This is a genomic window from Paenibacillus sp. IHBB 10380, from assembly GCF_000949425.1.
GTDB lineage: Bacteria > Bacillota > Bacilli > Paenibacillales > Paenibacillaceae > Paenibacillus_AQ.
Map to the genome: position 1 here is coordinate 48,947 of NZ_CP010976.1, position 24,295 is coordinate 73,241.

Here is a 24,295-nt window from a genome sequence, read left to right on the forward strand (position 1 = left end):
TATTCTGTAAAGGGGTAATCGTTATGAGGTTTAATAAGAAGAAGGATATATTTTTCGAAACACTGGAGAATATGGCAGATACGATTGTACAAGCCGCTGATTACTTCGCTCAGCAAGTTTCAAATCTTCAAGATATAAACGTTTTTATTGAAGAAATGAAAAAATATGAATCGCAGTGTGATGAATACACACACACGATTATTAAGGAACTCAACAAAACGTTTATTACGCCGATCGACCGCGATGACATTATGGATCTGACAACGAGTATGGATGATGTTATGGATGGTATCGAAGCTACCGCTTCTCGATTCTATATGTATAATCATCTCAATCCGGATGAGTATGTTGTACAATTTGCTGAGATATTGCGTCAGTCAGCTTATGTTATTCAGAAGGCAATCCATCTGTTGTCTCAGAAAAAACTTCTTCAAATTCGTGAACATACGATTCGCCTTAACGACCTTGAGAATCAAGGTGATGATTTACTTCGAATTTGTGTGAAGAACTTATTTGACACCGTGAGTGATCCTATCGAACTGATTAAGAAAAAAGAGATTTATGAACGTCTTGAACAAACTACAGATACGTGTGAAGATGTAGCCAACATGCTGGAATCGATTATTATGAGCAACTCTTAAGGAGTTTTATTAACATGGAAACGTCATTTTTTATATTAGCTATCGTCATCTTTCTTGCTTTAGCATTCGATTTCATTAATGGTTTTCATGATACAGCGAATGCCATTGCAACTTCTGTATCTACACGAGCACTTAAACCGCGAGTTGCGATTCTTATGGCTGCAGCTATGAACTTCCTCGGCGCAATGCTCTTTACTGGGGTTGCTAAGACCATCGGAGGAAGTATTGCAGATCCTACGACGTTAGACAATGGGATCGAAATCGTTATTGCAACATTACTTGCGGCTATTATCTGGAACCTAGTAACTTGGTGGTTCGGTATTCCATCGTCGTCTTCACATGCCTTAATCGGAGCCTTAACAGGTGCTGTGCTGGTAGGAGCGGGCTCGGATAAAGTTAAATGGAGTGGATTCATTGAAATCCTTGAAGTCTTAATATTATCCCCGTTGATTGCTTTTGCCATTGGATATGTTTTTATGACTGTTCTTAAGTGGATCTTTGCTAATAGGAGTCCTCATACAGTCAACAAAGGCTTCCGGACGATGCAGATTGTTACGGCAGCAGTTCAATCATTCACTCACGGAACGAATGATGCACAGAAGGCTATGGGAATCATTACATTTGCTTTGGTAACCTCAGGGAATCTAGACGTTCTAGAAGTGCCAATGTGGGTGAAAATTGCAGCAGCGACTTCTATGGCATTAGGTACATCTATCGGTGGATGGAAAATCATTAAAACAATGGGTACTAAAATTTTCAAAATCGAACCGATCAATGGTTTTGCCGCAGATATGTCAGGAGCAGCCGTTATTATGACGGCAACCGTACTACATATGCCAGTGAGTACGACGCACGCAATCACATCCGCACTCTTAGGTGTAGGTAGTGCGAAACGGTTCTCTGAGGTAAAATGGTCACTTGCTGGACGAATCGTAATCACATGGTTCATTACCATTCCAATTTCAGGTTTGCTTGCAGGTGTAATATTTAAAATTTTGTTCTAAGAAGATTCATGTATAGAGATAATAGGGATAGAGTGGGCCAATCGCTGAAGGTTGGCTTTTTTTGTTTCATTTTGTATGATGGAAAGAAGTGACATAAAGAGAGAAGGATAGTCTATGATTAGGACACTTGCCATTACTCATTCACATGACATCAAGGTGGGGATTCCTTTAGAAGAGATCCAAATGAGCGATTATGCTTGGTTATGGGTAGATTTCAATGCTCCAACGATGCAAGAATCACTACTGCTGGATACGTATTTCCACTTCCATCCGCTGGCTGTGGAAGATTGTATGTATGTGCTACAGCGACCGAAGCTTGATTTCTATGGAGATCTACAGTTTCTTGTGTTACATGCGCTTAATCCGGATACGTTGCATGCAGAGGAAGTGGATTTATTCTTAGGATCTGATTTATTGGTCTCCTTTCATCAAAGAGAGCTTCCAGAGATCGATGAAGCTTGGGCACAAATTGTACAGCATGCGCATGATCGAAAAATATGGTCTCGTGGCCCCATCGCCTGCGCTTATACGATGATTGACATGATGGTAGATCGTTACTTTCCTAGCTTATATTCTATTGAGGATGAACTGGCTGAGCTTGAAACTCAGGGGGGGAATGAATCTGTAGAAGAGTTGATGAGTCAAGTATTCAATTTACGAGGACGACTTCTGAAGTTGCGCCGAACGATTGTACCGATGCGGGATCTCATGTATAGAATTATTAATTCGCAGCATGTTCAGAGCAGTGGGGAACACAAAGTATATTTCTCAGATATTTATGACCATCTATTGAAGCTCGCAGATATGATAGAAGCAGACCGTGAAATGACAGCGGACTTACGTGATAGTTATATATCCGTTAATTCAAATCGTATGAACGCTATTATGAAGACGCTAACGGTCATTACGACGATCTTCATGCCACTTACGCTGATTGCTGGAATTTATGGAATGAACTTTGTGTACATGCCCGAACTTAACTTTCAATATGGTTATGCAGGGGTAATGGCATTCATGTTCTTGTTAGGTGGAGGCATGGTGCTGTGGTTCATACGCAGGGGGTGGTTCAAATAAAAGAGAGTACTCGCTCGCTTTATTGCGGGCACTCCCTTAAATTGCAACACTTCCTGTACATGGGTGTTATTTACGTCGCTTCTTATTAGGAGTATTTTTGTTAGATGTACTTTTCCCTTTAGAAGTACGACGTGAAGTGTTTTTCTTGCTTTTAGAGGTGGATTTCTTGCGTCGCCGTTTAGGGGGAATATAGAACATGCCATCTCCGTCTTCACTTGATTTTCCTTTTGTTGTACCCTTGCCTAAGGAGCCCATCACTAGCTTAACCATAGGGGCCATCTGCTGAACACTTGACATTACTTTCTGAAATTTGCCTATAGAACTGACAAGGCCATCTATTCCTCCCATTCGATCAATGACGCCTTTAAGCTCGCCCAGACTTGCTAATGAGAAGCCGGTCTTAGCTGCGGCAGCCACAGGGGCAATTTCCACAACAGGGTTAATCCACTCGGCGGCGCCAAGGGCGGTACTTGGAGTGGCCAACCCCTCTGCAGCTCCCTGAAAAGGAGTAAGGGCTGAAGCTCCTACTTGGGGGATATCTCCGAAAGGACTAATACCAGGATAAATGTATTGGGAGTCCAATGAGGGGGTTGTGTATGACTGGGACAGTGAACGTTTATTGCTCGGGGAACGATGATGGTAATGTTGAACCATGAATTATCACTTTCCTTTTTGTGTGGGTTTACTGTATATGTATGTGATAGGCAAACATAAGGTATGGACGGATGCCCGGTTATTCTTGCGTAGGCAGGTGAAAGGGGCATATGCCTAGAAGAATATACAAGTGGAATAACGCTTATAGATAGGATGCGGATGTATCTAGCACTCTGTATTAAGCTTTAATAAATCTGTAATAAATCTGTAATATTTCTGTTCTGTAAAGCGATAAACCGTTAATGCTTGAAAAGATTGCATCGAGTCAGGTACAATGAGGTTACTTAGTAACAGTAGGGGATGATTAGCCAGTGCAATTAAAGAAACTAGATGACAAAAGTGTTGATCAATTATTTGAAGCCGTATTGACTCTTAAAAATTTAGAAGAGTGTTATATATTTTTCGATGATCTGTGTACAGTGAATGAGATACAGTCACTTTCTCAGCGTCTAGAAGTAGCTCGTATGCTAGGCAAAGGTTCAACATATAATCAGATAGAGGCCGAGACGGGGGCAAGTACTGCTACCATTTCACGTGTGAAACGTTGCTTGAACTATGGTAACGATGGGTATAAAATGTCACTAGAGCGTCTAGGACGTTAAGATGCGTAAGCCGGGCGTGCTTATTATCAGCCATGGCTCAAGGGAGTCTTCTTGGGTTGAATTGGTGGATGAAGCGGTCAAACAGTTGCCGCTACAGGGGGATATCCCTGTAGCGGTTTCGTTCTTGGAGATCTTGGAAGGAAGACTCATTCAGGATGGCATTGATGCTCTTGAAGATCAAGGTGTTACTGACATTGTCGTAATTCCTCTATTTGTATCGTCTGGAAGTACTCATGTGGATGAAATAGCTTATGCACTGGGAGCAAAAGAAACAGCCGATTCAGATACTAATCTAGATCTTTTCCGCATTCGTGCTAATATACATTATGGAACTCCGATGGACGATGACCCTGTGGTTGCCCAGATGATCTGGGACAAGGTTCGTGATTTATGTGTAGAACCGAAGCAAGAAGTCATTCTACTCGTAGGTCATGGTAGTATTTATGAGGATTTTAGAAAACGCTGGGTGAAGAAGATATCCTCACTTGCTCTTAAAGTGCAGAATATTAGTGATGTGATAGCTGTTGACTATGCTTTACTGAATCCAGATTCGGTGCGTGAACGTACCGAATATTGGCAGAAAGAGCATGGATATCAGGTAATTGTTGCTCCTCTTTTTTTAAGTGAGGGCTATTTCATACGAAAAGTGATTCCTGATCGTCTTAAGGGGTTATCTTATCTTTATACAGGTAGAGCTATTCTACCGCATCCGTTGTTATCTGAATGGATAGGTAATCAGGTACATTACATGTTAGAAAGTTTGAAATTATGATAAACAGGTGGGGTTCTTAGTATGAACAAGAGAGCTAGGTTAATTTATAATCCCACTTCAGGTCGGGAAGAGATGAAACGGCGTCTGGCAGATATATTACAACGACTCGACCAAGGTGGCATTGAGACTTCCGTCCACGCAACGACAGGAGAAGGAGATGCGACTAGGGAAGCGGCAGATGCAGTAGGGCGAGGATATGACCTTATTATTGCTGCAGGTGGTGATGGTACGCTGAACGAAGTCATTAACGGCATGGCGGAGAAGGACAACCTTCCACCGCTCGGTTTGTTTCCACTTGGAACGACCAATGATTTCGCCAGAGGGCTTGGAATCTCGAAGAATTGGGAAGAATATTGTGATGTGATCATACGTCAAGAGACGCGTCCGATTGATATCGGTAAAGCTAACGATCGTTACTTCATTAACATTGCAGGTGGCGGTACACTGACTGAATTAACCTACGACGTGCCTAGTAAGCTTAAGACGCTTATTGGCCAACTAGCTTATTATCTCAAAGGGATCGAGAAGATGGTCAGCCTGTCACCTCAGGAACTTATTATCAAGGCTAACGGTCAGGAAACCATTCATGATGAATTCATGCTATTCCTTATTGCCAATACTAACTCTGTAGGTGGCTTCGAGAAGCTTGCACCTAGTGCTACTATTGATGATGGTCTCTTCGATGTCATTGCTCTTAAGAATTGTAATTTGGCAGAATTCGTACGTGTCGTCAGATTAGCATTACGTGGTGGACATTTGAATGATAAGAATGTGATCCATTTTCAGACCGATCATATTGAAGTGACCTCACCGGGTGAAGTATTACTTAACTTGGATGGTGAGCTAGGTGGCTCACTTCCTGCAACCTTCCAAGTGTTGAAGCAGCATATGCGTATTTTTGCTTAAAGAAACAAGAAGAGAAGATAGAAGATAAAGAAAGAAGTGAATATAGCATCATGAGAAACCACCGCAGCGGCCGGAACTCCGGTCGCCGTAGCAGTTCGACCCCCATTGTCGGATTGCCGGTATCCAAGAACGATGAAGTCGTAATCGACATTATCGGTATGAACCATGACGGAGAAGGGGTAGGTCGCGCAGAGGGCTATACCCTTTTTGTGCCGGGTGCACTCCCAGGGGAGAAAACCCGTGTGAAAGTACTTAAGACAAAGAAGCAGTTTGGCTATGCCAAGCTGATGGATATCGTTCAGGCGAGTCCAGATCGGATAAAAGCACCTTGTAACATTTATGATCAATGCGGCGGCTGTCAATTGCAGCATATGGAATACAACGCGCAATTAGAGTGGAAACGACAACTCGTGGTGGACAATCTTACGCGGATCGGGAAGTTGAATGTGACAGGAGAACAAGGAATAACCGTGCTTCCTACACTTGGTATGAGTGATCCGTGGCGTTATCGTAATAAAGCCCAAGTACCCATCGGTGCATCCGAAGCGGGTCTTATTGGCGGTTTCTATGCACGTGGTAGCCATCGCATTATTGAGATGGAGACATGTCTCATTCAGCATGAAAGTAACGATGAAATCATCGCTCATGTCAAAGCCATCGGTCGTAAGATAGGCATCACTGCCTATGATGAAGAGACAGGTCAAGGACTTCTGCGACATGTTGTCGTCAAAGTAGCTTTCACTACCGGAGAAATGATGATTGTCCTAGTGACGAATGGCGCGAAGATTCCTAACCTAGATACATGGATTGCTGAAATTAGGAAGACTATGCCGGCAGTAACTAGCATCTGCCACAACATTAACACCCAAGAGACAAATGTCATCTTTGGAGATCAGACTAAGGTACTTTGGGGAAATGAAGTTATATATGATTACATCGGTGATGTGAAGTTCGCCATATCCGCGCGTTCCTTCTATCAAGTCAATCCAGTTCAGACGGAAGTGCTATATGGCAAAACGTTGGATTACGCTGGACTTACAGGAGCCGAGACCGTAATCGATGCCTACTGCGGTATCGGTACAATTTCATTGTTCTTAGCTCAGCATGCTAAGCAGGTATACGGTGTCGAAATCGTACCTGAAGCGATTGAAGACGCGCGTGCCAATGCAGAGCTTAACGGAATGAATAACGTTACATTCGAAGTTGGTGCATCCGAGGATGTCATCCCACGTTGGAAAGAACAAGGCATCACCCCCAACGTCATCGTCGTCGATCCACCGCGAAAAGGTTGCGATCCAAGATTGCTAGAGACGATCCTAGCGATGCAGCCGGAGCGGGTTGTGTATGTCAGCTGCAATCCCTCGACGTTAGCGAGGGATTTAAGAGTGCTCGAGGATGGCGGGTATAGAACGGTAGAAGTGCAGCCGGTGGATATGTTTCCGCATACGGTGCATGTGGAGTCGGTTGCGTTGTTGATAAAGAATAATACAGAATGTTGAGACCCTTATAAATACTGGGTATTAGTCTGTATAACAGTATCAGTAATATCGGTAGAACAGAGTACTAAAAAGTGCGTTGATGTAAAATTGATGTAAAAATTGATCGGAGAACAACCTAAAAGAACATAAAGATGACGCCAGGAATTTTTGATCCTGTGCGTCATCTTTGTTGTCAGGAAGTTTTATTTTTTAATAACGATTCAAACTTATCAGCAGCAGTTTGATCAGCTGGTCGAAGAGCGTGACCATAGATATTCATTGTTGTGGTAATGCTTCCATGACCAAGTCGCTCCGATATTATTTTGGCGTGTACGCCCTGGTTAATTAGAATTGTAGCAGATGTATGCCGCAGGTTATTTCGGTATCCTGATCTTTTTATTAAGCTAACGGGCAGGTTAACGTAAGAAACATAATTCTCATACTTCAATTCCAATTTATGGTAATATAGAGTTGGAGTTATGAAAAATATGTTTTATCGTTAAGAATGGATGAATGTAAATAGTACATATGGAGGTAATTAAGTTTGAAGACTCACTACTATTTCAGTTGGTTTAATGATATTTTTCCAGAGAAGCTGGTCAAATTGTTGCATGAGGATATAACAGACAGAAAATCGCTTGTTATGATTAGCGCTCAACCGTCTGGTTATAAAGATGAGCAAGTTAACAGTGATGATGTTTTTGAAAGGACATGGTTTAATCAGGCTAACATTATTTTTAATGAATATCATTTCATTGATTACCGCATGCAGAAGGAAGATGCCCAGCGATTCATTCAAAACGCTTCTGTCATTTTTTTATGCGGTGGATATCCTGTTTTGCAGAACGATTTTTTGGCGGAATATGAATTATCGGATGTTATTAAGAACAGCAATGCCGTTATAATGGGTGCCAGCGCTGGCGCGTTAAACATGGCTGCCAAATGGTTAAGCTTGATAGAGACTGGCAATGAAGTTGAAACAAGTACTATTTATGATGGTATTGGCTTTAATCATTTTGCCTATGAGTCTCATTCTAAACGCGACTACGCCACGTTTGTTCAAGGCTACCTGTTCCCCTTGTCTGAAGAGATTGATGTTTATGCTGCAGAACAGGAGAGCGCTATACGTGTAAAGGACGGCAAAATAGAAATAATGGGTCCTGTATATTTAATTTCCCACTCAAAGATTCAAAAATTGGTTGAGACGCTCTAATTAGGGTGAGTGGCTGTGACCTAACAGAATTAATTCCTCCTGATGTATAAAATCAATCAAGGCTTACAGCGAATCATCCAAGGTCTCCTCTCTATGATTGGAATACTTGTTTGTAAACAAATGCAATCTTATTATCTCCAGGACTTATTGTCGGGCAGGAATATCGAGAAATGGAAACGAATACATGATTTAGCATCCCAAAATAGGTTTATTAACGTGATTTCAACATTCGATTTATGTAAGCATCATTAAACTAAAAGGAGTAACTTTTACTATGAAGGATTTACATAATTTTGTATCAGATTACACGAAAGATAAGAAACATTTACATCTTGCTATCGGGATTATTAGGGAGGGAGATATTGAATACTTTTCGTTTTGTAATAGTAAAAAGAAAAGTATGGTCCCTCCTGAGAATATGTTGTTTGAAATCGGATCCATAACCAAAGTTTTTACATCAATTCTTTTATTAGAAATGGAACAGGAAAAACTGCTTTCCTCGGATGACATGGTTGGTAAGTTTGTGCAGAACGCTGAAAACGATTATTTGAATAAAATTACCTTGAGAAGCCTTGCTACTCATACCTCTGGATTACCTATATTGGCAACCAACCACATTTTGGCTAAAAAAAGATCGAATCCTTATTCAATGTATACCGAGCAAGATTTAACTGCTTTTTTATCTAATGCTGACTACACGGATAGCATTGGTTCGTTTGAATATTCCAATATCGGTATGGCCATACTGGGAAACATTCTATGTAAGGTGTCAGGAAGCAAGTATGACGAACTGTTACGAGTCCATTAAAGATGAATGAGACAGCCGTTATGCTTGATTCAGAACAGGATGGCAGGTTTTTGAATGGACATGCTTCAACTGGGAAAAGAGTCCCTCATTGGGATCTTTCTATACATGAAGGAGCTGGGGGTATTAAGTCATCTGTTAGCGATTTGAGTTTATTTGTCCAAGCCAATCTAAATGATGATAATCCGATAGCCTCTACACTACAAAAAAGTCATCTCCCTATATGGATCGGAAATTCAAACCGTTATTTTGGCTGGGGTGAGGATAAACTTCTAGATAAAGGTATCCTCTGGCATAACGGGGGTTCAGCTGGTTTTAATAGTTATCTAGCTTTCAACAAGGAACTCCGTGTAGGAGTTGTATTGCTATCAAATTATTCTTTTTTCTCGAATTCTCTTATGGATTATTATTTTGCTCAATTAATAAAATGGATTACTAAAAAAGAACCTTCTCAAGGAACTATGATAGACTCTACAGGCAAAAAAATATTTGAAGCAGTCATATGTAGAGAAAAATCATTAAGCTAACGGGGAACTATAGTGGAATAGCGGTTGCTTCGGCAGCCGTTTTTTATTTGTTCAACTAACGGGCAGCATTCCTGAAATGAGTAAGAATGACGTTTGAACAATAAAAGACCTCTTGATATCATAAGAATTGTCCTAAGCTGGCCAGCAAAAGGGACGAATTCGAATATCAGGAGGCAGTTAATATGAATTATAACCAAAATGAGAAGATAGCTCAAATCACTTCTCAAACGCTAATAGTTGGCGTAGATATCGCTAAGTACAAGTACGTTGCACGCGCACAGGATTTTAGAGGGCAGGAGTTCAAGAAGGCTTTCCATTTTGAAAATACGAACTCAGATTTCAATCACTTTCTAGGTTGGATTCAACAACTAATGAAAGATCAAGGGATGGAAAAAGTGATCGTAGGAATGGAACCAACAGGTCACTACTGACTCAATCTAGCTCACTTTCTTAAAGATCAACGTATTCAATTTGTCGTAGTAAACCCGATGCATGTAAAGAAGAGCAAGGAGCTAGACGACAATTCACCTAAAAAAAATGATGTGAAAGATGATAGGGTAATTGCACAGTTAGTCAAAGATGGGAGATATGCTGTACCCAATATTCGACAGGGAGTGTACGCAGAACTTCGAGTGGCGAAAAAGATACGGGATCTTCTATCTGTTGACCTACAAGCGGTTCAAGGACAAATCCACAACTGGCTAGATCGCTTCTTCCCTGAGTTTCTTACCGTATTTAAAGACTGGGAAGGAAAGTCGGCATTACAGCTTTTAAGGCTAAATGTATTACCACATGAATTAAGCAAGATTTCCGATCATGAGATCTTAACGCATCTCAGAAAAGCTGTTAGCCGTGCGATTGGACTCAGTAGAATATCTGAACTCAAAGAAGCAGCAAGTCATTCGATTGGCATGCTTGAGGGTTCGACAATGGCTAAATTAGAGCTACGCACGTTAATAGATAAGTATGAACTCATAAATAATAGATTCGAAGAACTGGATTCAAATATAGATGGTTTACTTGAACAGATTCCAGGTGTTGAACAAATGTTAGCGATTACGGGTATTGGTAGAGATACGGTTGCAGGCTTCTTTTCAGAGGTAGGAGACCTCAGTTATTACTCTCATCCTAAGCAGATCATAAAATTAGCTGGGCTGAGTCTGAGGGAGAATACATCTGGAAAGCATAAGGGACAAACAAAGATTACAAAGAGAGGGAGAAAAGCACTCAGGGCGCTTCTCTTTCGAGTAGCCATGCGTTTAGTCGCTAAGAATAGTGCATTCAAGGCTTTACATCAATATTTTACAACACGGTCAAATAATCCTTTGAAGAAAATGCAGTCCCTGATCGCAATATGTAATAAGCTTATACGGATTCTGTTTACGATTGGCAAGAAGCAGTGTGAATTCAGTGAAGAGCATATGTTAAGGGATATTCCCCATATGGCAGAACTAACGAGAGTAGCTTAGGTTTCCTTTGAATTCTTGAAGTAAAGTAGCAGGTAACCACATTTGAAGCACGGATTAACGGATTAGTCAGTAAAACAACTATAATACGGACAAAGATCCTGTCGGGCAGCATAACTGACATCCACATCATGGTAAGGTTGGACGAAGGAATTTTAGAGCGAAGACTCTGTGAGAATTGGGAGGGTAGACCTCCATGAAATATGTGGACATCCATCAGTGCGACCATAACTACAACTATTGCCATTTTTTTGGATATGAGTGGTTAAGTATATAAGGATCGTTTTTTCCCCACGTATCTAAAATTATCCTTTAATTCATCCCTTTTCCAGTATTCAAATGCTCAAATACCAATGATGCTATGAAAACTTAAGAAAACAGGAGGAAATGTGAGATAATGCTTTCTTCATAGAGGGAGGTTAGTTCAATCGTTTCGTGAGTACCACAGGAACCATGTGGAATAAATATACAACTTTACCGTATTGGGAGGTCGTGAAATGGCGTTTCCGACACATATTGTATCCGCAGGCGGAGTTGTAGAAGATGGAAATGGAAATATCCAATTAGTAAAAGCCCATGGCGATGGTTGGGTGTATCCTAGTGGGATAACTGAAGTTGGAGAAAACCTGATTGATGGCGTAATTCGTGAAATCAAAGAGGAAAGTGGAATAGACGCCACTGTTAGCCATTTAATTAGTGTTGTTTCGAATACAGCGATACATAAGTGGTATGACGGGTGTGACTGATGTTCCTACGAAGGTCATGTTTGATTTCGTGTGCAAAGCTGCGGGTGGAGAGTTAGCTACTTCTGATGAAACGAGCGAGTGTAGTGGGTTCCAAAGTGAAATGTTCTGGATTTGATTACTTTACCCATAATCCGCATGCGTTATGAAGCTTATTTGAACTTTAACGGCAATGTGAATTAAATGGAGTACGTCACTGCGACAACGTCAGAATGTAATGTCAAGATTCAAAGGCGTGTTTAGTTGTACGAGGGCTCGTGTTTTAAAAATCTTTGCACTAATGGAAACGATAGCTCAATGAACCGCCTTTTCACCAAGGCGGTTTTCTTATGGTCAAATATCATGATTAGAATTTAACATAGCCTTTTCTTAAAGAACAAATTGATAAAAATTATGGTATTTACCTATATGTGAATCATAAATATATCAATCAATCTAAACTTAGTGTAGTACACGATCTGTTTATTTACGGGATCAATACTTTTGAAAAGAAGTTTTATGCTGCCGATAATTGTATTGATGGTTATTATAGTAACATTGAAATCTCCTTTCAGGAAATAATAGCTTCCGTCATTAACGATGATCACTCCGAGTATTCTATAAGAGATTCAGTCGAGCTTTTATCAAAGATAGAGGGTATAGTTTTTGTTTGCCTCAGTTTAAAAATGAAATAATAGACAGTTTACATTCACAATGCTCTGATCCAAGAAATGATGTGAAAGACTCAATGATATTTGGCTTGGAGGTGTATGACCGAGTTAATGAGCATATTAATGTAATATCCTCGGAATGCCTCACCATAGATCTTAGAGCGTTTCATGTTTTATGGGAGCACAAAAAACTTATGCAAGAACGAATAGCTTTTTTTTTTGACAAACGATTATGTAAAAGATAAAGACGAAAAATTAGTAAAGTAAATCGAATCTTGTTATTACTGAAAATTATAAAGAGGTCCATAAGTTAATTAGTTTAATTGGTCAAAAAAAAATGAAGAAATTTTCCTGCGAAGTTTATTAGATTCAATAGTTGCTATATAAAAGATTAAGTATATATTATCTCAAAATCATGATATTTTATCATAGATTTTAAAAAAATGAAAAGATCAATCTAAAATCCATTTAAAGACATCAATTTGAAGTTACAAAACTAATGTATTACCTCCTAATCCCGAACGACTCCAGTACGTCTCAAATAGGCGTACTATTTTTTAGAGACATAAAATTGCTTTCAGAAGTTTCTAACACCATACTATTTTGTAGCGTTTGTAATAATGTCATAGTGACAACTGTCATATGTTGGATGATGAAATATGTTGTATTATACAAAAAAGAGGTAATATATATATTTTGTTATTATTTACAATTATTTTTCAATATTTTAATATTTATCTTGTAGAATTATCTATGTATGTTTATGCGATAGTAGAGAATTTATCGAAATAGACATCATTAAGTATTCGTTAAACAACAAGAAAAAGCGCTTTATTTTTTAAGTAAGGCGAATGGAGAAAACCTTAATTTAAGCTTTTATTGAAAGTAGTGATTTTTTAATAAATACTTACTGTCTTCCCGTATTAAGGAAATAGAGAATTGGACTAAACTTATTCCAATCTCTGCTTTCGATTTGTATACGGAAGAACTCTCAGTTAGTTTTAGTGTGTTTAATACTTAATTTTCCTACAAACATTGATAGGTCTGCTACACATCTCTTGAAATACCAAAATGATTATTAAATGAAAAACAATACAAACATTTTCATCTGATGGATATTTAGGATCTCAAAGTTCGGTGTATAGGCTCTAGAATTACTTACAATTTATAAAAGTAGTATCTCGACAAAAAATCTTCAAATAATTCCTTATAAGTTTTAAATATTCAATGTATGCGAATCAATTATCTATAAAGCTCGAAAATATCTAAAAAGTAACAAATTACAATAGCCATCGACGGCTTTCACCGTTGGCTTCAGCAAGGCGAGAATTTGGATCGTGAAGCTATTCAACGTACCTTGAAGACCATTCGTCATTGGCAGAATGAAATTATCAATTACCATATTGCCGGTGGACGAATGCCACCGTAGAAGGCCGCCATAATCGCATTAAAGCCTATCAGCGGAGACACTATTTAATCGCAATCGCGTTTGCTACACAGCCGGCATTTTAGTCGAATGCAATTGCCATCGCTTATCTGGCAGAAAATATCAACCACTGATTTTTTTGTTGAGCCTAAAATTGACGAAGAAATTTGAAAAAAAATTCATCGAGTGATCTACTTATTATCAAAATGTTGAATTTATTAATGGTTTGAGGAGTACGAAATATGGATGTATATACTAGATATAGAGCGGCGATCTTAGAAATTAAAAATGGAAATAGTGATATCGGATTTCAATTATTGTTGAAACTATGTAACGATGAAGACGCCGGGAACATAGTTGTCAACATGTTAATAAAAGATTTTTACGAACCAAGCCTGAAAATGATGAAGAACAGATATGAATTAAACCGAAACCTGTTTTTAGAATATCCTTATTTCTTTCCTAAGGATGTTCCAGTATATGAGGAGCTGAGTTTTTATGCTTTTAAAGTTGATGAAAAAAAATCGTGTTTATTTGATAAATCTACTTTCACGCACAGATGGATCGAAACCAATTCTGAACGTGAGACTGCATATTTTTTTTCTGAAATTAAGGAACCGTTGCTTGTTGAAAACGAAACAAATGAGTTTAATTTTAGATTTTTAATGGATAATGTACGGATGAGCGAAGATGTTGCTATAGATAACCATATATACATGTATTATGAAAACCCTGATCTATTCTATGCCCTAATGCAATTGATTGATTTTTCTGCCTTGGTTAAAAACCATCAGTTCGTTTTCTTGCTTGGGCAAGAGGAACGTCTGAAATATCCTATTGACTTTAAAGAAGTATTCGGAATTGATTATAGCAGTATGACTCCGGTACCCGTCAGACTAGAGGAGTTAAAGCGGTTGTGTATATGGGCAAATCGTCCATATTCAGGTACAGCTCTATCTCTCGATGCATTGGGGAATAATTCCCAAGTGGAATATGCTTTTGAAAGCGATTTCCATATTCTCTCTACAATAAATGACAGGTTGATTACACAGGACCCTACCTTTGTAAAAATCCTCTTTAAAGTACATAAAACGTATACACTTGATCAAATAAAATCATTTGTTAATCAACAAGAGGTTTCAATTAAATTAGCGGATCTAGAAGAATTATTTTCTCAGGCAGAATCACACTTTAAAGACAAGCAGCATTTTAATGTCATTGAAATCTTTAAGGCTATTTTTCTACTTCGTTATTTGAGAAAGAAAAAAAACCCTAGGATAGTCCCTTTGATCCTGTTTGAGCCTCATTTGCTCAATTTCCATAAAGCATACAGCCATATCATGGAACAATTTCAATACTTAACAGTCCTGACTTGCGTCCGTGATCCTATACGTGCATTTTTGAGTGGATATGAGAGAAAAAATTTAGTGACAGAAAGATTGCTAAAATTTGTACTGAATTCTGAATATGGATATTCAGATATGGTCGATTCCAAATATTGCAACCACTACTTCGCCTTTAGATTTGAAGATCTAAAATTGTATCCATCGCAAATGCTGATGGCTGCTTGTGAATTGCTGAATATCCCTTTTGAAAAGGAAATGTTATTGGTGGAAACTCCTACGGTTGATAGTGAAGGCAAACTTATTACTGGTTTCGATCTGACACCTTTGACAAGAGATTTTAGCGATATGATTTCTGAATTTGACAACATACGTTTGAAAATATTCTATGGACGCATTTATAAGCATTATGGTTATGAGTCTTTCGATTTGCAAGAATATGTGTTAAAAGATGAACTAGTTATGGAGCTATTTGAAATTCCATTTCGTTTTGAGAAGTACCATCAAAACTTATATGGTCATTTGCCTGATGTCCCCAATGCTGTAACTTTAAGAAGTTGGATTTTTGATACTTTAAGATCTGGTTACTTGAAAAGTAAATATGATGAAGTACTCTTTCCACGGTTACTCTCTCCAGCAGAAAAGAAACATTGAAATTGAAAACTTATTCAGTTGGATAGGGGGAGTGACAGTATGGTTTATTGGTTAACAGGCTTACCAGGAGCTGGTAAAACTACTATCGGTATGGAGTTGCACGAACATATAAAAGTTGAACATCCTGGTGTTGTTTTTCTTGACGGGGATCTTCTCCGCGATGTTTTCGGGGGAATTATGGGCTATGGAGTTTCAGATCGATTATCATGTTCAATGATATACTCCAGGTTGTGCAAAATGCTGTCTGAACAGGGTCTAATAGTAATTTGCTGTACAGTTTCTATGTTCGATAGCGTTAGAGCATGGAATATGGAAAATATTTCGGGATATTTTGAAATATACATCAAAGCCTCCTTTTCCACTCTTCGTCAGAGGGACCAAAAAAAACTATATAGCGGGTTTGATTCTGGAATTCACTCTCAAATAATTGGACTTGATCAAGACATAGAGGAACCTAAAAATCCGAACATAGTTATACAAAATGATGGCGTCTATTCTGTGGAGGAATGCGTTGGAAGAATTTTATCGCAGGTACAACTAGGCTCTAAATGAGATTTTCATGTGACTAATTCTTTGAAAAATGATAAAGGACGTGTGTTCATGAAGGTTAATTGGGATTATACAGATTTGGCAGATGCTTATTTGAAAAGACCAGAATATGTGTCATCAGCTATTGACAGTATGCTACAGAAAGTAAAACTGTCTGAACCAGGTACGATATGTGATGTAGGGGCTGGAACTGCTCATCTTACACATATGCTGGCAAGCAAAGGACATACGGTTTACGCCGTTGAGCCTAACTCGAAAATGAGAGCACATGGAATGAAAAGGACTTGTAAGCTTTCCAATGTCTTATGGTTTGATGGAGTAGGGGAAGAGACTGGAATGGAAACTGGGAAATTTGCTTTGGTCACATTTGGTTCTTCGTTTAATGTGTGTGATCAAATAGCCGCACTCAGGGAGAGCTATCGCATCCTAAGGCCTAATGGTTTTTTTGCCTGTATGTGGAATCATCGTGGTTTGGACAATCCTTTACAACAGGAAATAGAATCAATAATTCAAAAATATATTATAAATTATAGCTATGGAAGCCGCAGAGAAGATCAGTCTGCTTTAATTGAGAGTTCAGGTCTTTTTAAATGCTTAGATTATATTGAAGAATCAGCAATAATGAGTATTCCAACGGAAGACTTCATTGAAGGTTGGAAATCTCACGGGACTCTATATAGGCAAGCTCAAGACAAGTTCCAAAATATTATAGATGAGATCAGAAATAGTGTTTTAAAACATGATGAGAATGGTTTTGTAAAAGTCCCTTATACTACCCGAATATGGGTCGCTTTGAGAAATGAAGTAGTTTGAACTGAGGTGCGAATCAATGCTGAATTTTTCCACAAAGGCCGAAACCTTAAAACAGGTAGAGGGGAAAGTTGTTAAAAGTAAGGTTTTGTCACAATATTGTTTTACAGTTCGGATGTTGGAAACACAGCCAGACTTTATTATCGACTCTATTAATTCGCAGTTTGCTAATCATTTACTGATCGTCCGTTCCTCTGCACTCACTGAAGATTCTATCAACAGTTCTCAAGCAGGAAAGTTTATGTCCGTTTTCAATGTCTCAACAGAAAATGTCATTGAAGCAGCCACAGAAGTTGCAGAAACATTTGTCGATGGTTGTTTGGAGAATCAGATATTTGTTCAGCCTATGCTGACTAATATCATTATGTCTGGTGTAATTTTCACGATAGATCCTAATACAGGTGGTAATTACTATGTAATTAACTATGATAATACCGGTTCCACTGATTTAATCACATCAGGCAAGGGAGTAGATACTAACATAAGTTATATCTTCCACCATAAGAAAAGCGGAGAAAAACGATTGGATAGGCTCGTTGAAGCTGCAGAAGAAATGGTAGAATTATTTAATCATAAAAGTATTGATATCGAATTCGCATTCAATCAAGACGAGGAATTATTTCTCCTACAAGCTCGCCCACTTGTGCTTAAAATACCAATTGCTGATTATGAAGAACAGCGTAAGGCATTAGAAAGGGTCGAATCGTTTATACAACGTGATATGAAAATAAAACCATATGTGAGCGGAAAACGGACAATTTATGGAGTAATGCCCGACTGGAATCCTGCTGAAATTATTGGAATACGGCCTAAAATGTTGGCTCAGACTTTATACCGTAGATTGGTTACAAATGGAGTATGGGCATACCAGCGAAATAATTATGGCTACAAAAATTTAAGAAGTTTTCCATTAATGGTAGATCTATGCGGCCTCCCGTATATCGACACCAGAACGAGCTTTAACTCGTTTATCCCAAAAGACACCGATGAACTGTTAAGTGGAAAACTGGTGGATTATTATCTTGATAGGCTAGCTGCAACTCCCGATAAGCATGACAAGATTGAATTTGATATCGTTTTATCTTGTTATACCTTTGACCTGCCTGATAAAATCCAAGCGTTAGGCGCTCATGGATTTACAAAGCTAGAGCAGAAAGCTCTCCAACATTCGCTGCACAAAATGACTAATAACATTATCAATATGAAAAACGGACTTTGGATCGAGGATAGCCAAAAGATTAATACACTTAAGGCGCGCCACAAGATAGTTATGGATAGCGATCTAGATTTGATATCCAAGATCTATTGGTTGTTAGAAGACTGTGCAAGATATGGAACATTACCTTTTGCAGGCCTCGCTCGGGCAGGGTTTATTGCGGTTTCGCTTCTTAATTCCCTTGTTTCTATAGGTGTACTTTCAGACCAGGATTGCAGAAACTATATCGCATCACTGGAGACTGTGAGTTCAAACTTAGGTAGTGATTGGAATAATTTATCATTTAGTGAATTTATTAAAGAGTATGGTCACTTGCGACCAGGGACATATGATATCACCTCTGAGCGATATGATATGATACCAGATTTTTATTTTGGTTCCCATAGGCAATCAGCTAGGGTGAAAGAAAAGCAATCATTCACACTTGAAATTGACCAATACTCAGCCATCCAAAAAGAAATGAATAAGCATGGTATAGAAGGCGATGTTCTTTCATTTTTCGGATTTATAAAAGCAAGCATAGAAGGACGTGAATACGCAAAATTCATTTTCAGCCGTAGCCTTTCTGATTGTTTGGAGTTAATAGCTAAATTAGGAAGTGAATATGGATTCTCACGGGAGGAAATAGCACACATGGACTGTAATATCATTGACCAATTATATTCTTCTGCTGATGATATTCATGCGGTAATTGCTAAATCTATTGCAATAGGTAAAGAAAAGTATGCGGAGAAGTTAAGTCTTACGATGCCCCCGGTCATTTTGTCATATGAAGATATTTACTCATTCTCCCTGCCTTCAGGTACACCTAACTTTGTTACTTTAAATGAAGTTTCAGGAGATGTTTGTTCTGATGATTTCAGAAGAGAGGCAATAAGTAACAAAATCTTACTGATTCCAGCTGCAGACCCGGGTTATGATTGGATTTTTTCATGTAACATATTAGGGTTTATTACTGCTTATGGTGGCGTGAATTCCCATATGGCTATTCGTTCGGGAGAACTAGGAATTCCTGCGGTTATTGGAGTAGGTGAAAAAATGTTTTTAAAATATCAGCAATCCAAAACTTTACATATCAATTGTGCGAACAAAAAGATTGAAATATTACAATGAAAAAACTAATTTGCATCAGTCAACGTGAAGATTACATACTTGATTATCAAGAAAGAAGGGATGCACTGGATCAAAGATGGGCGTTATTTTTGAAAGAAGTTGGTGGAATCCCTCTACCTCTTCCTAATGTACCCAATGTAGTTCAAGATATACTCTCAGCTGTAAAACCTGATGGGATACTTCTTACTGGAGGTAACACTTCATTAGTCAATGGTGGTGACCCTTCAGAACGAGATATAGTAGATTCATTGTTAATATCTTATGCCATTAACAATTCTATACCGATCATCGGTGTTTGTCTTGGAATGCAATCCTTGGTGATTTACTTTGGGGGGACATTAAAACCTATTGATGAACATGTTTCAAGTCGTCATATGGTTAATGGGATCATTAACAGAGAGGTAAATAGTTATCATAAGCTTGCTGTAGACACAATGCCGTCAGAATTAATTGCGCTCGCTAAGACGGAAGGCGGTGTTGTCGAGTGCATCGGTCATCAGTATCTTCCTATACTGGGGATCATGTGGCACCCTGAGAGGGAAAATCAATTTAATCCAAAAGATTTACTTCTTTTTAAAAATTTTTGGCATGGTCAAATATATAAAAATACTCCATATTGAAGGGATTAGCATGAAGGCAATTATTTTGGCAGCAGGCCGAGGCAGCCGTATGGGTGCAGTGACAGATAGCCAACCTAAATGCACTGTAAAGATTTTTGGCAAGACTTTATTGGATCATTGTCTAGAAACATTAGAGAAATCGGGAATTGAACGGTCGAATATCGGTATAGTTACTGGATACAGAAAAGAAATGATCTGTGCTGAAGGCGTTCATTTTTTTTATAATAATCTATGGGACCAGACCCAGATGTTATTTTCATTGACAATGGCTCATGAATGGCTATGTAGCGAACCATGTATCGTCACCTATTCGGATATCATATTTCATGAGAATGTAGTGGACAAACTGATTAACAGCAAAAGTGAGATAGCAATCAGTTCTTATTCAGGATATTTGGATCTGTGGAAAATGCGGTTCCAGAACCCTTTTGAAGATCTGGAGACTTTTCAGTACGAAAATGGAGAACTGATAGACATCGGAAGAAAACCGTCTACACAAGAAGAAGTTCAGGGCCAGTATATGGGAATGCTTTATTTTGAACCATCAGGTTGGAGAAAAGTAGAACAGACGATAAAGCATTCCTTACATAAGTCTATAGATAAGCTGGAGATAACGACTTTACTACAGCATATGATTCTTTTAGACCACGTGATTAAGGTAGTCGATACGGATGAGATGTGGCTGGAGTGTGACTCTTTTTCGGACTTGTGTTTATATGAGAAGCATTTTAGCAAGGGAATTAGTAATGCAACTCATTCGAATGGGTAGAACACTACGGAATGGAGCGATCAATTTGTCAAATATCATATTCTTTTCTATACCGCTTTTCGGTCATGTCAATTACGGACTGAAAATAGCGAAGCAGTTGGCAGTGGAAGGTCATCAGGTTTACTATTTTTCAGGAGTGAGCTTTAAAGATTTTATACGGAAAAAAGGAGTGCAATTTTGTCATTATTCTGATGGAATCGAAGCCTTATTCAATTTGCAAGATAGTACGTATAATAAAAAAAAAATGAGTGAAGGGCTTGATCCTGATATTGATTATCTAGAAGAGCTCTGGAAGCTTTCCAATCATTTGTTTGATATTACACGCATCATTTCAAAAATTGATTTGGAATATATAAAGACTTTAAATCCAGATCTAATTCTATATGACAATATTGCTATCTGGGGGAAATTAATTGCAGAAAGCTTAGGGATAAGGTGTATCTCATCAGGGACGCCATATTGTTATAGTCAGGAAATGATCACGAACTATCCTGAAGAGTTTGCCCGTTGTATCTTGAAAAAACCGAATATTAATGGGAATTCGATAAAATCATTACTTCGCATTTATGATAAGATGCTTCATCAACATTATCCAGAGTTTAAAGACTTCCATTTCACGATGAATTATAGCGGCAGTGGGGACTTAAATTTTATTTATACCTCACGAAGTTTTCAGCTTCATCCAGAATTAATAGATGAGTCAATAAATGCTTTTGTAGGCGTTATCATTGATGATGACGATCAAAAGGCTGATATTACTTCTTATCTTTCACAGTGTAAAAAGACAATTTATGTAGCACTAGGTACTATTTATAATAATAAAAATTTGTATAAAGCCTGTATTAATGCACTACGTGGGTATGAAGCAAATATTATTATGAGCATTGGAGATTCAAATGTTTTGGAGGATTTTATTGATGTACCATCTGAATGGCATATAGGAAACCACCTGCCGCAGATAAAACTACTTGAACATGTTGATGTATTTGTAACACATGGCGGTGTGAACAGTGTAAGAGAAGCGGCTCACTTTGGTGTACCTGTAGTGGTTATTCCACAGACAGGTGATCATTTTCTAGTCGCTGAAGATGTAAAGCGTACACAGATTGGTCGTGTTATTGATGGTGAATTTGACCCTACACAATTACTGAGTGCGATTGAGGACTGTTTGTATAATCCCTCTATTCAAAGAGCATGTGCAAGCATTTCAAAGGAAATGCAACAGTGTGGGGGACTGGATGATGTAGTCAGTAAGATCCAAGCATTAATTCATAATAATTAAAACAAAGGGGGTATTAGTTCTTAATGAGGTAAGAATATTATGTAAAAAGGCGTCACTAAGACAATAAGAAAAGCAAATACAAATTACATGAAACAGATTTGTTTTGTAGTCTATAAAAAAAGGAGACTAAATTACATGGAAAAGAATGAGATAGTTATTTTGGTTGCTAATCAGGTAAAAGAACTTCTTCAAAGTGAAGAACAGCAAATCACTTTGGAAACATCAATTCAAGAATTGGGATTGAATTCTATTGCGTTTATAAAATTGCTAGTGTTCTTGGAAGATGAATTCAACATTGAATTTGAAGACGATGATTTGCTGATAGAACAATATTCGACCTTTGAGGATATGGTTAACAAAATATGTGAAAAACAGAACGTTTGAGATAATTTCAATTGAGAAAGGGTAGGTCTGTGGAACTGAGTAAATCGTACAATAAGTTTTATTGGATATGCGAAAATAATTTTCGATACTTTAGAGATAAATACCCATTTGTTCAAATCAGTGCTGGTTTGATACATCAACATGTTATTTGGACAAGCGGGGATCATGAGCTGGGGACCGACAAGCTTTTAGCTGAACCTTTCCCCGTATATTCTGTTTCCAAACTTTATACCATGCTTTGTTTTTTTGCTGCCGAAAAAGAAAATCGTGTAGCATTAGAAGATCCAATTACAAAATATTTACCTCAATTTGAATTAAAATACGAAGATGTCAACTGTGCCTCTTCTATCACTTTCGAACATTTATTGTCCCATACTTCGGGATTACAACATGAAGCATCGGTAGGAAACAATTTCTTTATGAGCAATTCTGTCAATGAGCATATCGACAGTATTAACGAAAGTCAGCTTTTATTCTTTCCTGGAAAGAACTACAACTACTCTAATCTAAATTATGATTTAATTGGCTATATTCTTAGCCAGATTTATGGTATCTGTTTCGAAACGCTAATCTGCGATTTAGTGTTGGACAAATTAGAAATGACTGATACCTATTATCAAAATATAAATATATGTCAAAATCCTTCGTGGGGAATGGTTAGTTCGATCCAGGATTTGCTTAAAAGCCTACGTGCTTTTACTGATCAGGAATATTCCAAGAACTTCTTTAGAGCAGGAATTTTGGATAGAGTACAAAGAATTTTTAATGTTAAAGTTGGACAGTATTCCGGATTTGGTTTAGGAATGAAAATAATTCGAGTAGGAAATACCTTCATTGGTATACTAACTGGTATGTACTCGGATAACTTTATCGAAATAATGTGGTCCCAGAAGTATAAACTGGGTTTTGTATTATATTTTAGTAGATTTGATAAAAGAGTACTGAAAGAATTAGATGATTATGATGTTTTCTACAATCTGATATCAGAACTCGAGAACATTAGTTTTACGGGGAATGAATTATTTAATACTTCATACTATTATCCGTATATTTGTTTAGATAAGATAGGAAGCTATCTCTCTTGTGACAATCATATACTCTACATCAAAGAAACTGATAGTTGTTTGTTTTTAAACTGCTTTGGTGAGGATTGGATACCACTCCAATGTCTAGAAGAGAATAAGTTTGTTACAGTCGGAATAAAGGATGTTTTAGAAGTCCAATTCGAAATGGTAAATAATGATATTTGTGCTGTATATGTGAATGGTTATTCGTATTTTAATTACTTTTACCGTAATGATCCCCCTAATACGAATGATCCGAAGTATCAGGGGACGAAATACCTGAGGTTTTTAGGTAGATATTGTCTTGATATCTCCCGAACAAGTAGTAGAGAGGAACGCCAGAGAATATCTCTGTATAACAGGATTAGTAAAATTGAAGTAACATGTGAGCAGGGCTGGCTGTATCTCAACAAGAAATATAGACTTATCCATATACGGGACCACTTATTTAAAAAAGTGAATGGTGAACCTGTTTGTTTTGGAGAAAACTACGTTATTGTCGGAAATATACGCTATGACAGATGAAAAAT

General features: G+C 38.1%; 21 protein-coding genes and 3 pseudogenes. 22 read left to right on the top strand and 2 right to left on the bottom strand.

The features are described 5' to 3' along the window. Positions 1-23: 23 nt before the first annotated feature. From UB51_RS00215 to corA, 3 genes are all read left to right on the top strand, one after another. Positions 24-641 (top strand): DUF47 domain-containing protein, encoded by a 618-nt coding sequence (locus UB51_RS00215; protein ID WP_044875555.1) that lies wholly within the window; start codon positions 24-26, stop codon positions 639-641. A 14-nt stretch (positions 642-655) separates the two neighbouring features. Next, entirely contained in the window at positions 656-1,645 is a 990-nt protein-coding gene (locus UB51_RS00220; RefSeq protein ID WP_044875556.1) for an inorganic phosphate transporter, read from the top strand. A gap of 114 nt (positions 1,646-1,759) precedes the next feature. After that, entirely contained in the window at positions 1,760-2,719 is a 960-nt protein-coding gene (corA, locus tag UB51_RS00225) for a magnesium/cobalt transporter CorA (RefSeq protein WP_044875557.1), read from the top strand. A 66-nt stretch (positions 2,720-2,785) separates the two neighbouring features. Here corA and UB51_RS00230 read toward each other — a convergent pair whose 3' ends face one another. Continuing rightward, a complete protein-coding gene (locus UB51_RS00230) occupies positions 2,786-3,373 on the bottom strand; it encodes a hypothetical protein (RefSeq protein WP_044875558.1) in 588 nt (195 codons plus the stop codon). Between the two features lie 311 nt (positions 3,374-3,684). Here UB51_RS00230 and UB51_RS00235 point away from each other — a divergent pair, with 311 nt between their 5' ends. Genes UB51_RS00235 through rlmD form a run of 4 tightly spaced genes read left to right on the top strand, consistent with a single transcriptional unit; the run spans position 3,685 to position 7,152 of the window. After that, positions 3,685-3,975, top strand: coding sequence for a YerC/YecD family TrpR-related protein (locus UB51_RS00235; RefSeq protein WP_044875559.1), 291 nt, complete (start codon positions 3,685-3,687; stop codon positions 3,973-3,975). Position 3,976: 1 nt separating this feature from the next. Continuing rightward, positions 3,977-4,747, top strand: coding sequence for a sirohydrochlorin chelatase (locus UB51_RS00240; RefSeq protein ID WP_044875560.1), 771 nt, complete (start codon positions 3,977-3,979; stop codon positions 4,745-4,747). Between the two features lie 21 nt (positions 4,748-4,768). Then, positions 4,769-5,653 (top strand): diacylglycerol kinase, encoded by an 885-nt coding sequence (locus tag UB51_RS00245; RefSeq protein WP_044875561.1) that lies wholly within the window; start codon positions 4,769-4,771, stop codon positions 5,651-5,653. A 50-nt stretch (positions 5,654-5,703) separates the two neighbouring features. Beyond that, the gene (gene rlmD / locus UB51_RS00250; RefSeq protein WP_044875562.1) at positions 5,704-7,152 is read left to right on the top strand and encodes a 23S rRNA (uracil(1939)-C(5))-methyltransferase RlmD; all 1,449 of its coding nucleotides are present in this window, start codon (positions 5,704-5,706) and stop codon (positions 7,150-7,152) included. 172 nt (positions 7,153-7,324) lie between these two features. Here rlmD and UB51_RS27495 read toward each other — a convergent pair whose 3' ends face one another. Beyond that, positions 7,325-7,585: a tyrosine-type recombinase/integrase gene (locus tag UB51_RS27495; RefSeq protein ID WP_324607733.1), complete on the bottom strand. Its 261-nt coding sequence runs from the start codon at positions 7,583-7,585 to the stop codon at positions 7,325-7,327. Positions 7,586-7,675: 90 nt separating this feature from the next. Here UB51_RS27495 and UB51_RS00255 point away from each other — a divergent pair, with 90 nt between their 5' ends. The 15 genes and pseudogenes from UB51_RS00255 (at position 7,676) to UB51_RS00320 (ending at position 24,290) form a co-directional block, all read left to right on the top strand. Then, positions 7,676-8,344: a Type 1 glutamine amidotransferase-like domain-containing protein gene (locus UB51_RS00255; protein ID WP_044875563.1), complete on the top strand. Its 669-nt coding sequence runs from the start codon at positions 7,676-7,678 to the stop codon at positions 8,342-8,344. Between the two features lie 274 nt (positions 8,345-8,618). Next, positions 8,619-9,676 (top strand): annotated as a pseudogene (locus UB51_RS28610) (serine hydrolase domain-containing protein). Between the two features lie 182 nt (positions 9,677-9,858). Then, positions 9,859-11,145, top strand: a pseudogene (locus UB51_RS00270) (IS110 family transposase). Positions 11,146-11,639: 494 nt separating this feature from the next. Beyond that, positions 11,640-11,888 carry an NUDIX domain-containing protein gene (locus tag UB51_RS29360; RefSeq protein ID WP_324607734.1) on the top strand — a complete coding sequence of 83 codons (249 nt, stop codon included), beginning with the start codon at positions 11,640-11,642 and terminating at the stop codon, positions 11,886-11,888. Further along, positions 11,881-12,003 carry a hypothetical protein gene (locus UB51_RS29365; RefSeq protein WP_324607736.1) on the top strand — a complete coding sequence of 41 codons (123 nt, stop codon included), beginning with the start codon at positions 11,881-11,883 and terminating at the stop codon, positions 12,001-12,003. The genes UB51_RS29360 and UB51_RS29365 overlap by 8 nt, the downstream gene beginning before the upstream one ends. A 1,817-nt stretch (positions 12,004-13,820) precedes the next feature. Then, positions 13,821-14,070, top strand: a pseudogene (locus tag UB51_RS29515) (transposase); the annotation flags it as partial. Between the two features lie 133 nt (positions 14,071-14,203). Continuing rightward, on the top strand, positions 14,204-15,958 hold the full coding sequence (locus UB51_RS00280) for a hypothetical protein (RefSeq protein WP_044875566.1): 1,755 nt from the start codon (positions 14,204-14,206) through the stop codon (positions 15,956-15,958). A 39-nt stretch (positions 15,959-15,997) separates the two neighbouring features. After that, entirely contained in the window at positions 15,998-16,510 is a 513-nt protein-coding gene (locus UB51_RS00285; RefSeq protein WP_044875567.1) for an adenylyl-sulfate kinase, read from the top strand. 48 nt (positions 16,511-16,558) lie between these two features. Beyond that, positions 16,559-17,320 carry a class I SAM-dependent methyltransferase gene (locus tag UB51_RS00290; RefSeq protein WP_044879794.1) on the top strand — a complete coding sequence of 254 codons (762 nt, stop codon included), beginning with the start codon at positions 16,559-16,561 and terminating at the stop codon, positions 17,318-17,320. A gap of 16 nt (positions 17,321-17,336) precedes the next feature. Then, positions 17,337-19,646 carry a PEP/pyruvate-binding domain-containing protein gene (locus UB51_RS00295; protein WP_044875568.1) on the top strand — a complete coding sequence of 770 codons (2,310 nt, stop codon included), beginning with the start codon at positions 17,337-17,339 and terminating at the stop codon, positions 19,644-19,646. Continuing rightward, complete coding sequence (locus UB51_RS00300) at positions 19,643-20,266, top strand: gamma-glutamyl-gamma-aminobutyrate hydrolase family protein (RefSeq protein ID WP_044875569.1); 624 nt, start codon at positions 19,643-19,645, stop codon at positions 20,264-20,266. The genes UB51_RS00295 and UB51_RS00300 overlap by 4 nt, the downstream gene beginning before the upstream one ends. Before the next feature lie 10 nt (positions 20,267-20,276). Further along, positions 20,277-21,035, top strand: a complete 759-nt coding sequence (locus tag UB51_RS00305; RefSeq protein WP_044875570.1) for a phosphocholine cytidylyltransferase family protein — start codon at positions 20,277-20,279, stop codon at positions 21,033-21,035. 25 nt (positions 21,036-21,060) lie between these two features. Further along, positions 21,061-22,317 (top strand): nucleotide disphospho-sugar-binding domain-containing protein, encoded by a 1,257-nt coding sequence (locus tag UB51_RS00310; protein ID WP_160297213.1) that lies wholly within the window; start codon positions 21,061-21,063, stop codon positions 22,315-22,317. Positions 22,318-22,452: 135 nt separating this feature from the next. Further along, positions 22,453-22,701: an acyl carrier protein gene (locus UB51_RS00315; protein WP_044875572.1), complete on the top strand. Its 249-nt coding sequence runs from the start codon at positions 22,453-22,455 to the stop codon at positions 22,699-22,701. A 29-nt stretch (positions 22,702-22,730) separates the two neighbouring features. Continuing rightward, positions 22,731-24,290: a serine hydrolase domain-containing protein gene (locus tag UB51_RS00320; RefSeq protein WP_044875573.1), complete on the top strand. Its 1,560-nt coding sequence runs from the start codon at positions 22,731-22,733 to the stop codon at positions 24,288-24,290. Positions 24,291-24,295 lie beyond the last annotated feature (5 nt).

Bases quoted from the DNA above. Each gene is read 5' to 3' on its own strand.
- rlmD (WP_044875562.1), top strand. From the start codon at position 5,704: ATGAGAAACCACCGCAGCGGCCGGAACTCCGGTCGCCGTAGCAGTTCG.
- corA (WP_044875557.1), top strand. From the start codon at position 1,760: ATGATTAGGACACTTGCCATTACTCATTCACATGACATCAAGGTGGGG.
- UB51_RS00285 (WP_044875567.1), top strand. From the start codon at position 15,998: ATGGTTTATTGGTTAACAGGCTTACCAGGAGCTGGTAAAACTACTATC.
- UB51_RS00245 (WP_044875561.1), top strand. From the start codon at position 4,769: ATGAACAAGAGAGCTAGGTTAATTTATAATCCCACTTCAGGTCGGGAA.
- UB51_RS00215 (WP_044875555.1), top strand. From the start codon at position 24: ATGAGGTTTAATAAGAAGAAGGATATATTTTTCGAAACACTGGAGAAT.
- UB51_RS00305 (WP_044875570.1), top strand. From the start codon at position 20,277: ATGAAGGCAATTATTTTGGCAGCAGGCCGAGGCAGCCGTATGGGTGCA.
- UB51_RS00290 (WP_044879794.1), top strand. From the start codon at position 16,559: ATGAAGGTTAATTGGGATTATACAGATTTGGCAGATGCTTATTTGAAA.
- UB51_RS00240 (WP_044875560.1), top strand. From the start codon at position 3,977: ATGCGTAAGCCGGGCGTGCTTATTATCAGCCATGGCTCAAGGGAGTCT.
- UB51_RS00300 (WP_044875569.1), top strand. From the start codon at position 19,643: ATGAAAAAACTAATTTGCATCAGTCAACGTGAAGATTACATACTTGAT.
- UB51_RS29360 (WP_324607734.1), top strand. From the start codon at position 11,640: ATGGCGTTTCCGACACATATTGTATCCGCAGGCGGAGTTGTAGAAGAT.
- UB51_RS00315 (WP_044875572.1), top strand. From the start codon at position 22,453: ATGGAAAAGAATGAGATAGTTATTTTGGTTGCTAATCAGGTAAAAGAA.
- UB51_RS00280 (WP_044875566.1), top strand. From the start codon at position 14,204: ATGGATGTATATACTAGATATAGAGCGGCGATCTTAGAAATTAAAAAT.
- UB51_RS00220 (WP_044875556.1), top strand. From the start codon at position 656: ATGGAAACGTCATTTTTTATATTAGCTATCGTCATCTTTCTTGCTTTA.
- UB51_RS00295 (WP_044875568.1), top strand. From the start codon at position 17,337: ATGCTGAATTTTTCCACAAAGGCCGAAACCTTAAAACAGGTAGAGGGG.
- UB51_RS00230 (WP_044875558.1), bottom strand. From the start codon at position 3,373: ATGGTTCAACATTACCATCATCGTTCCCCGAGCAATAAACGTTCACTG.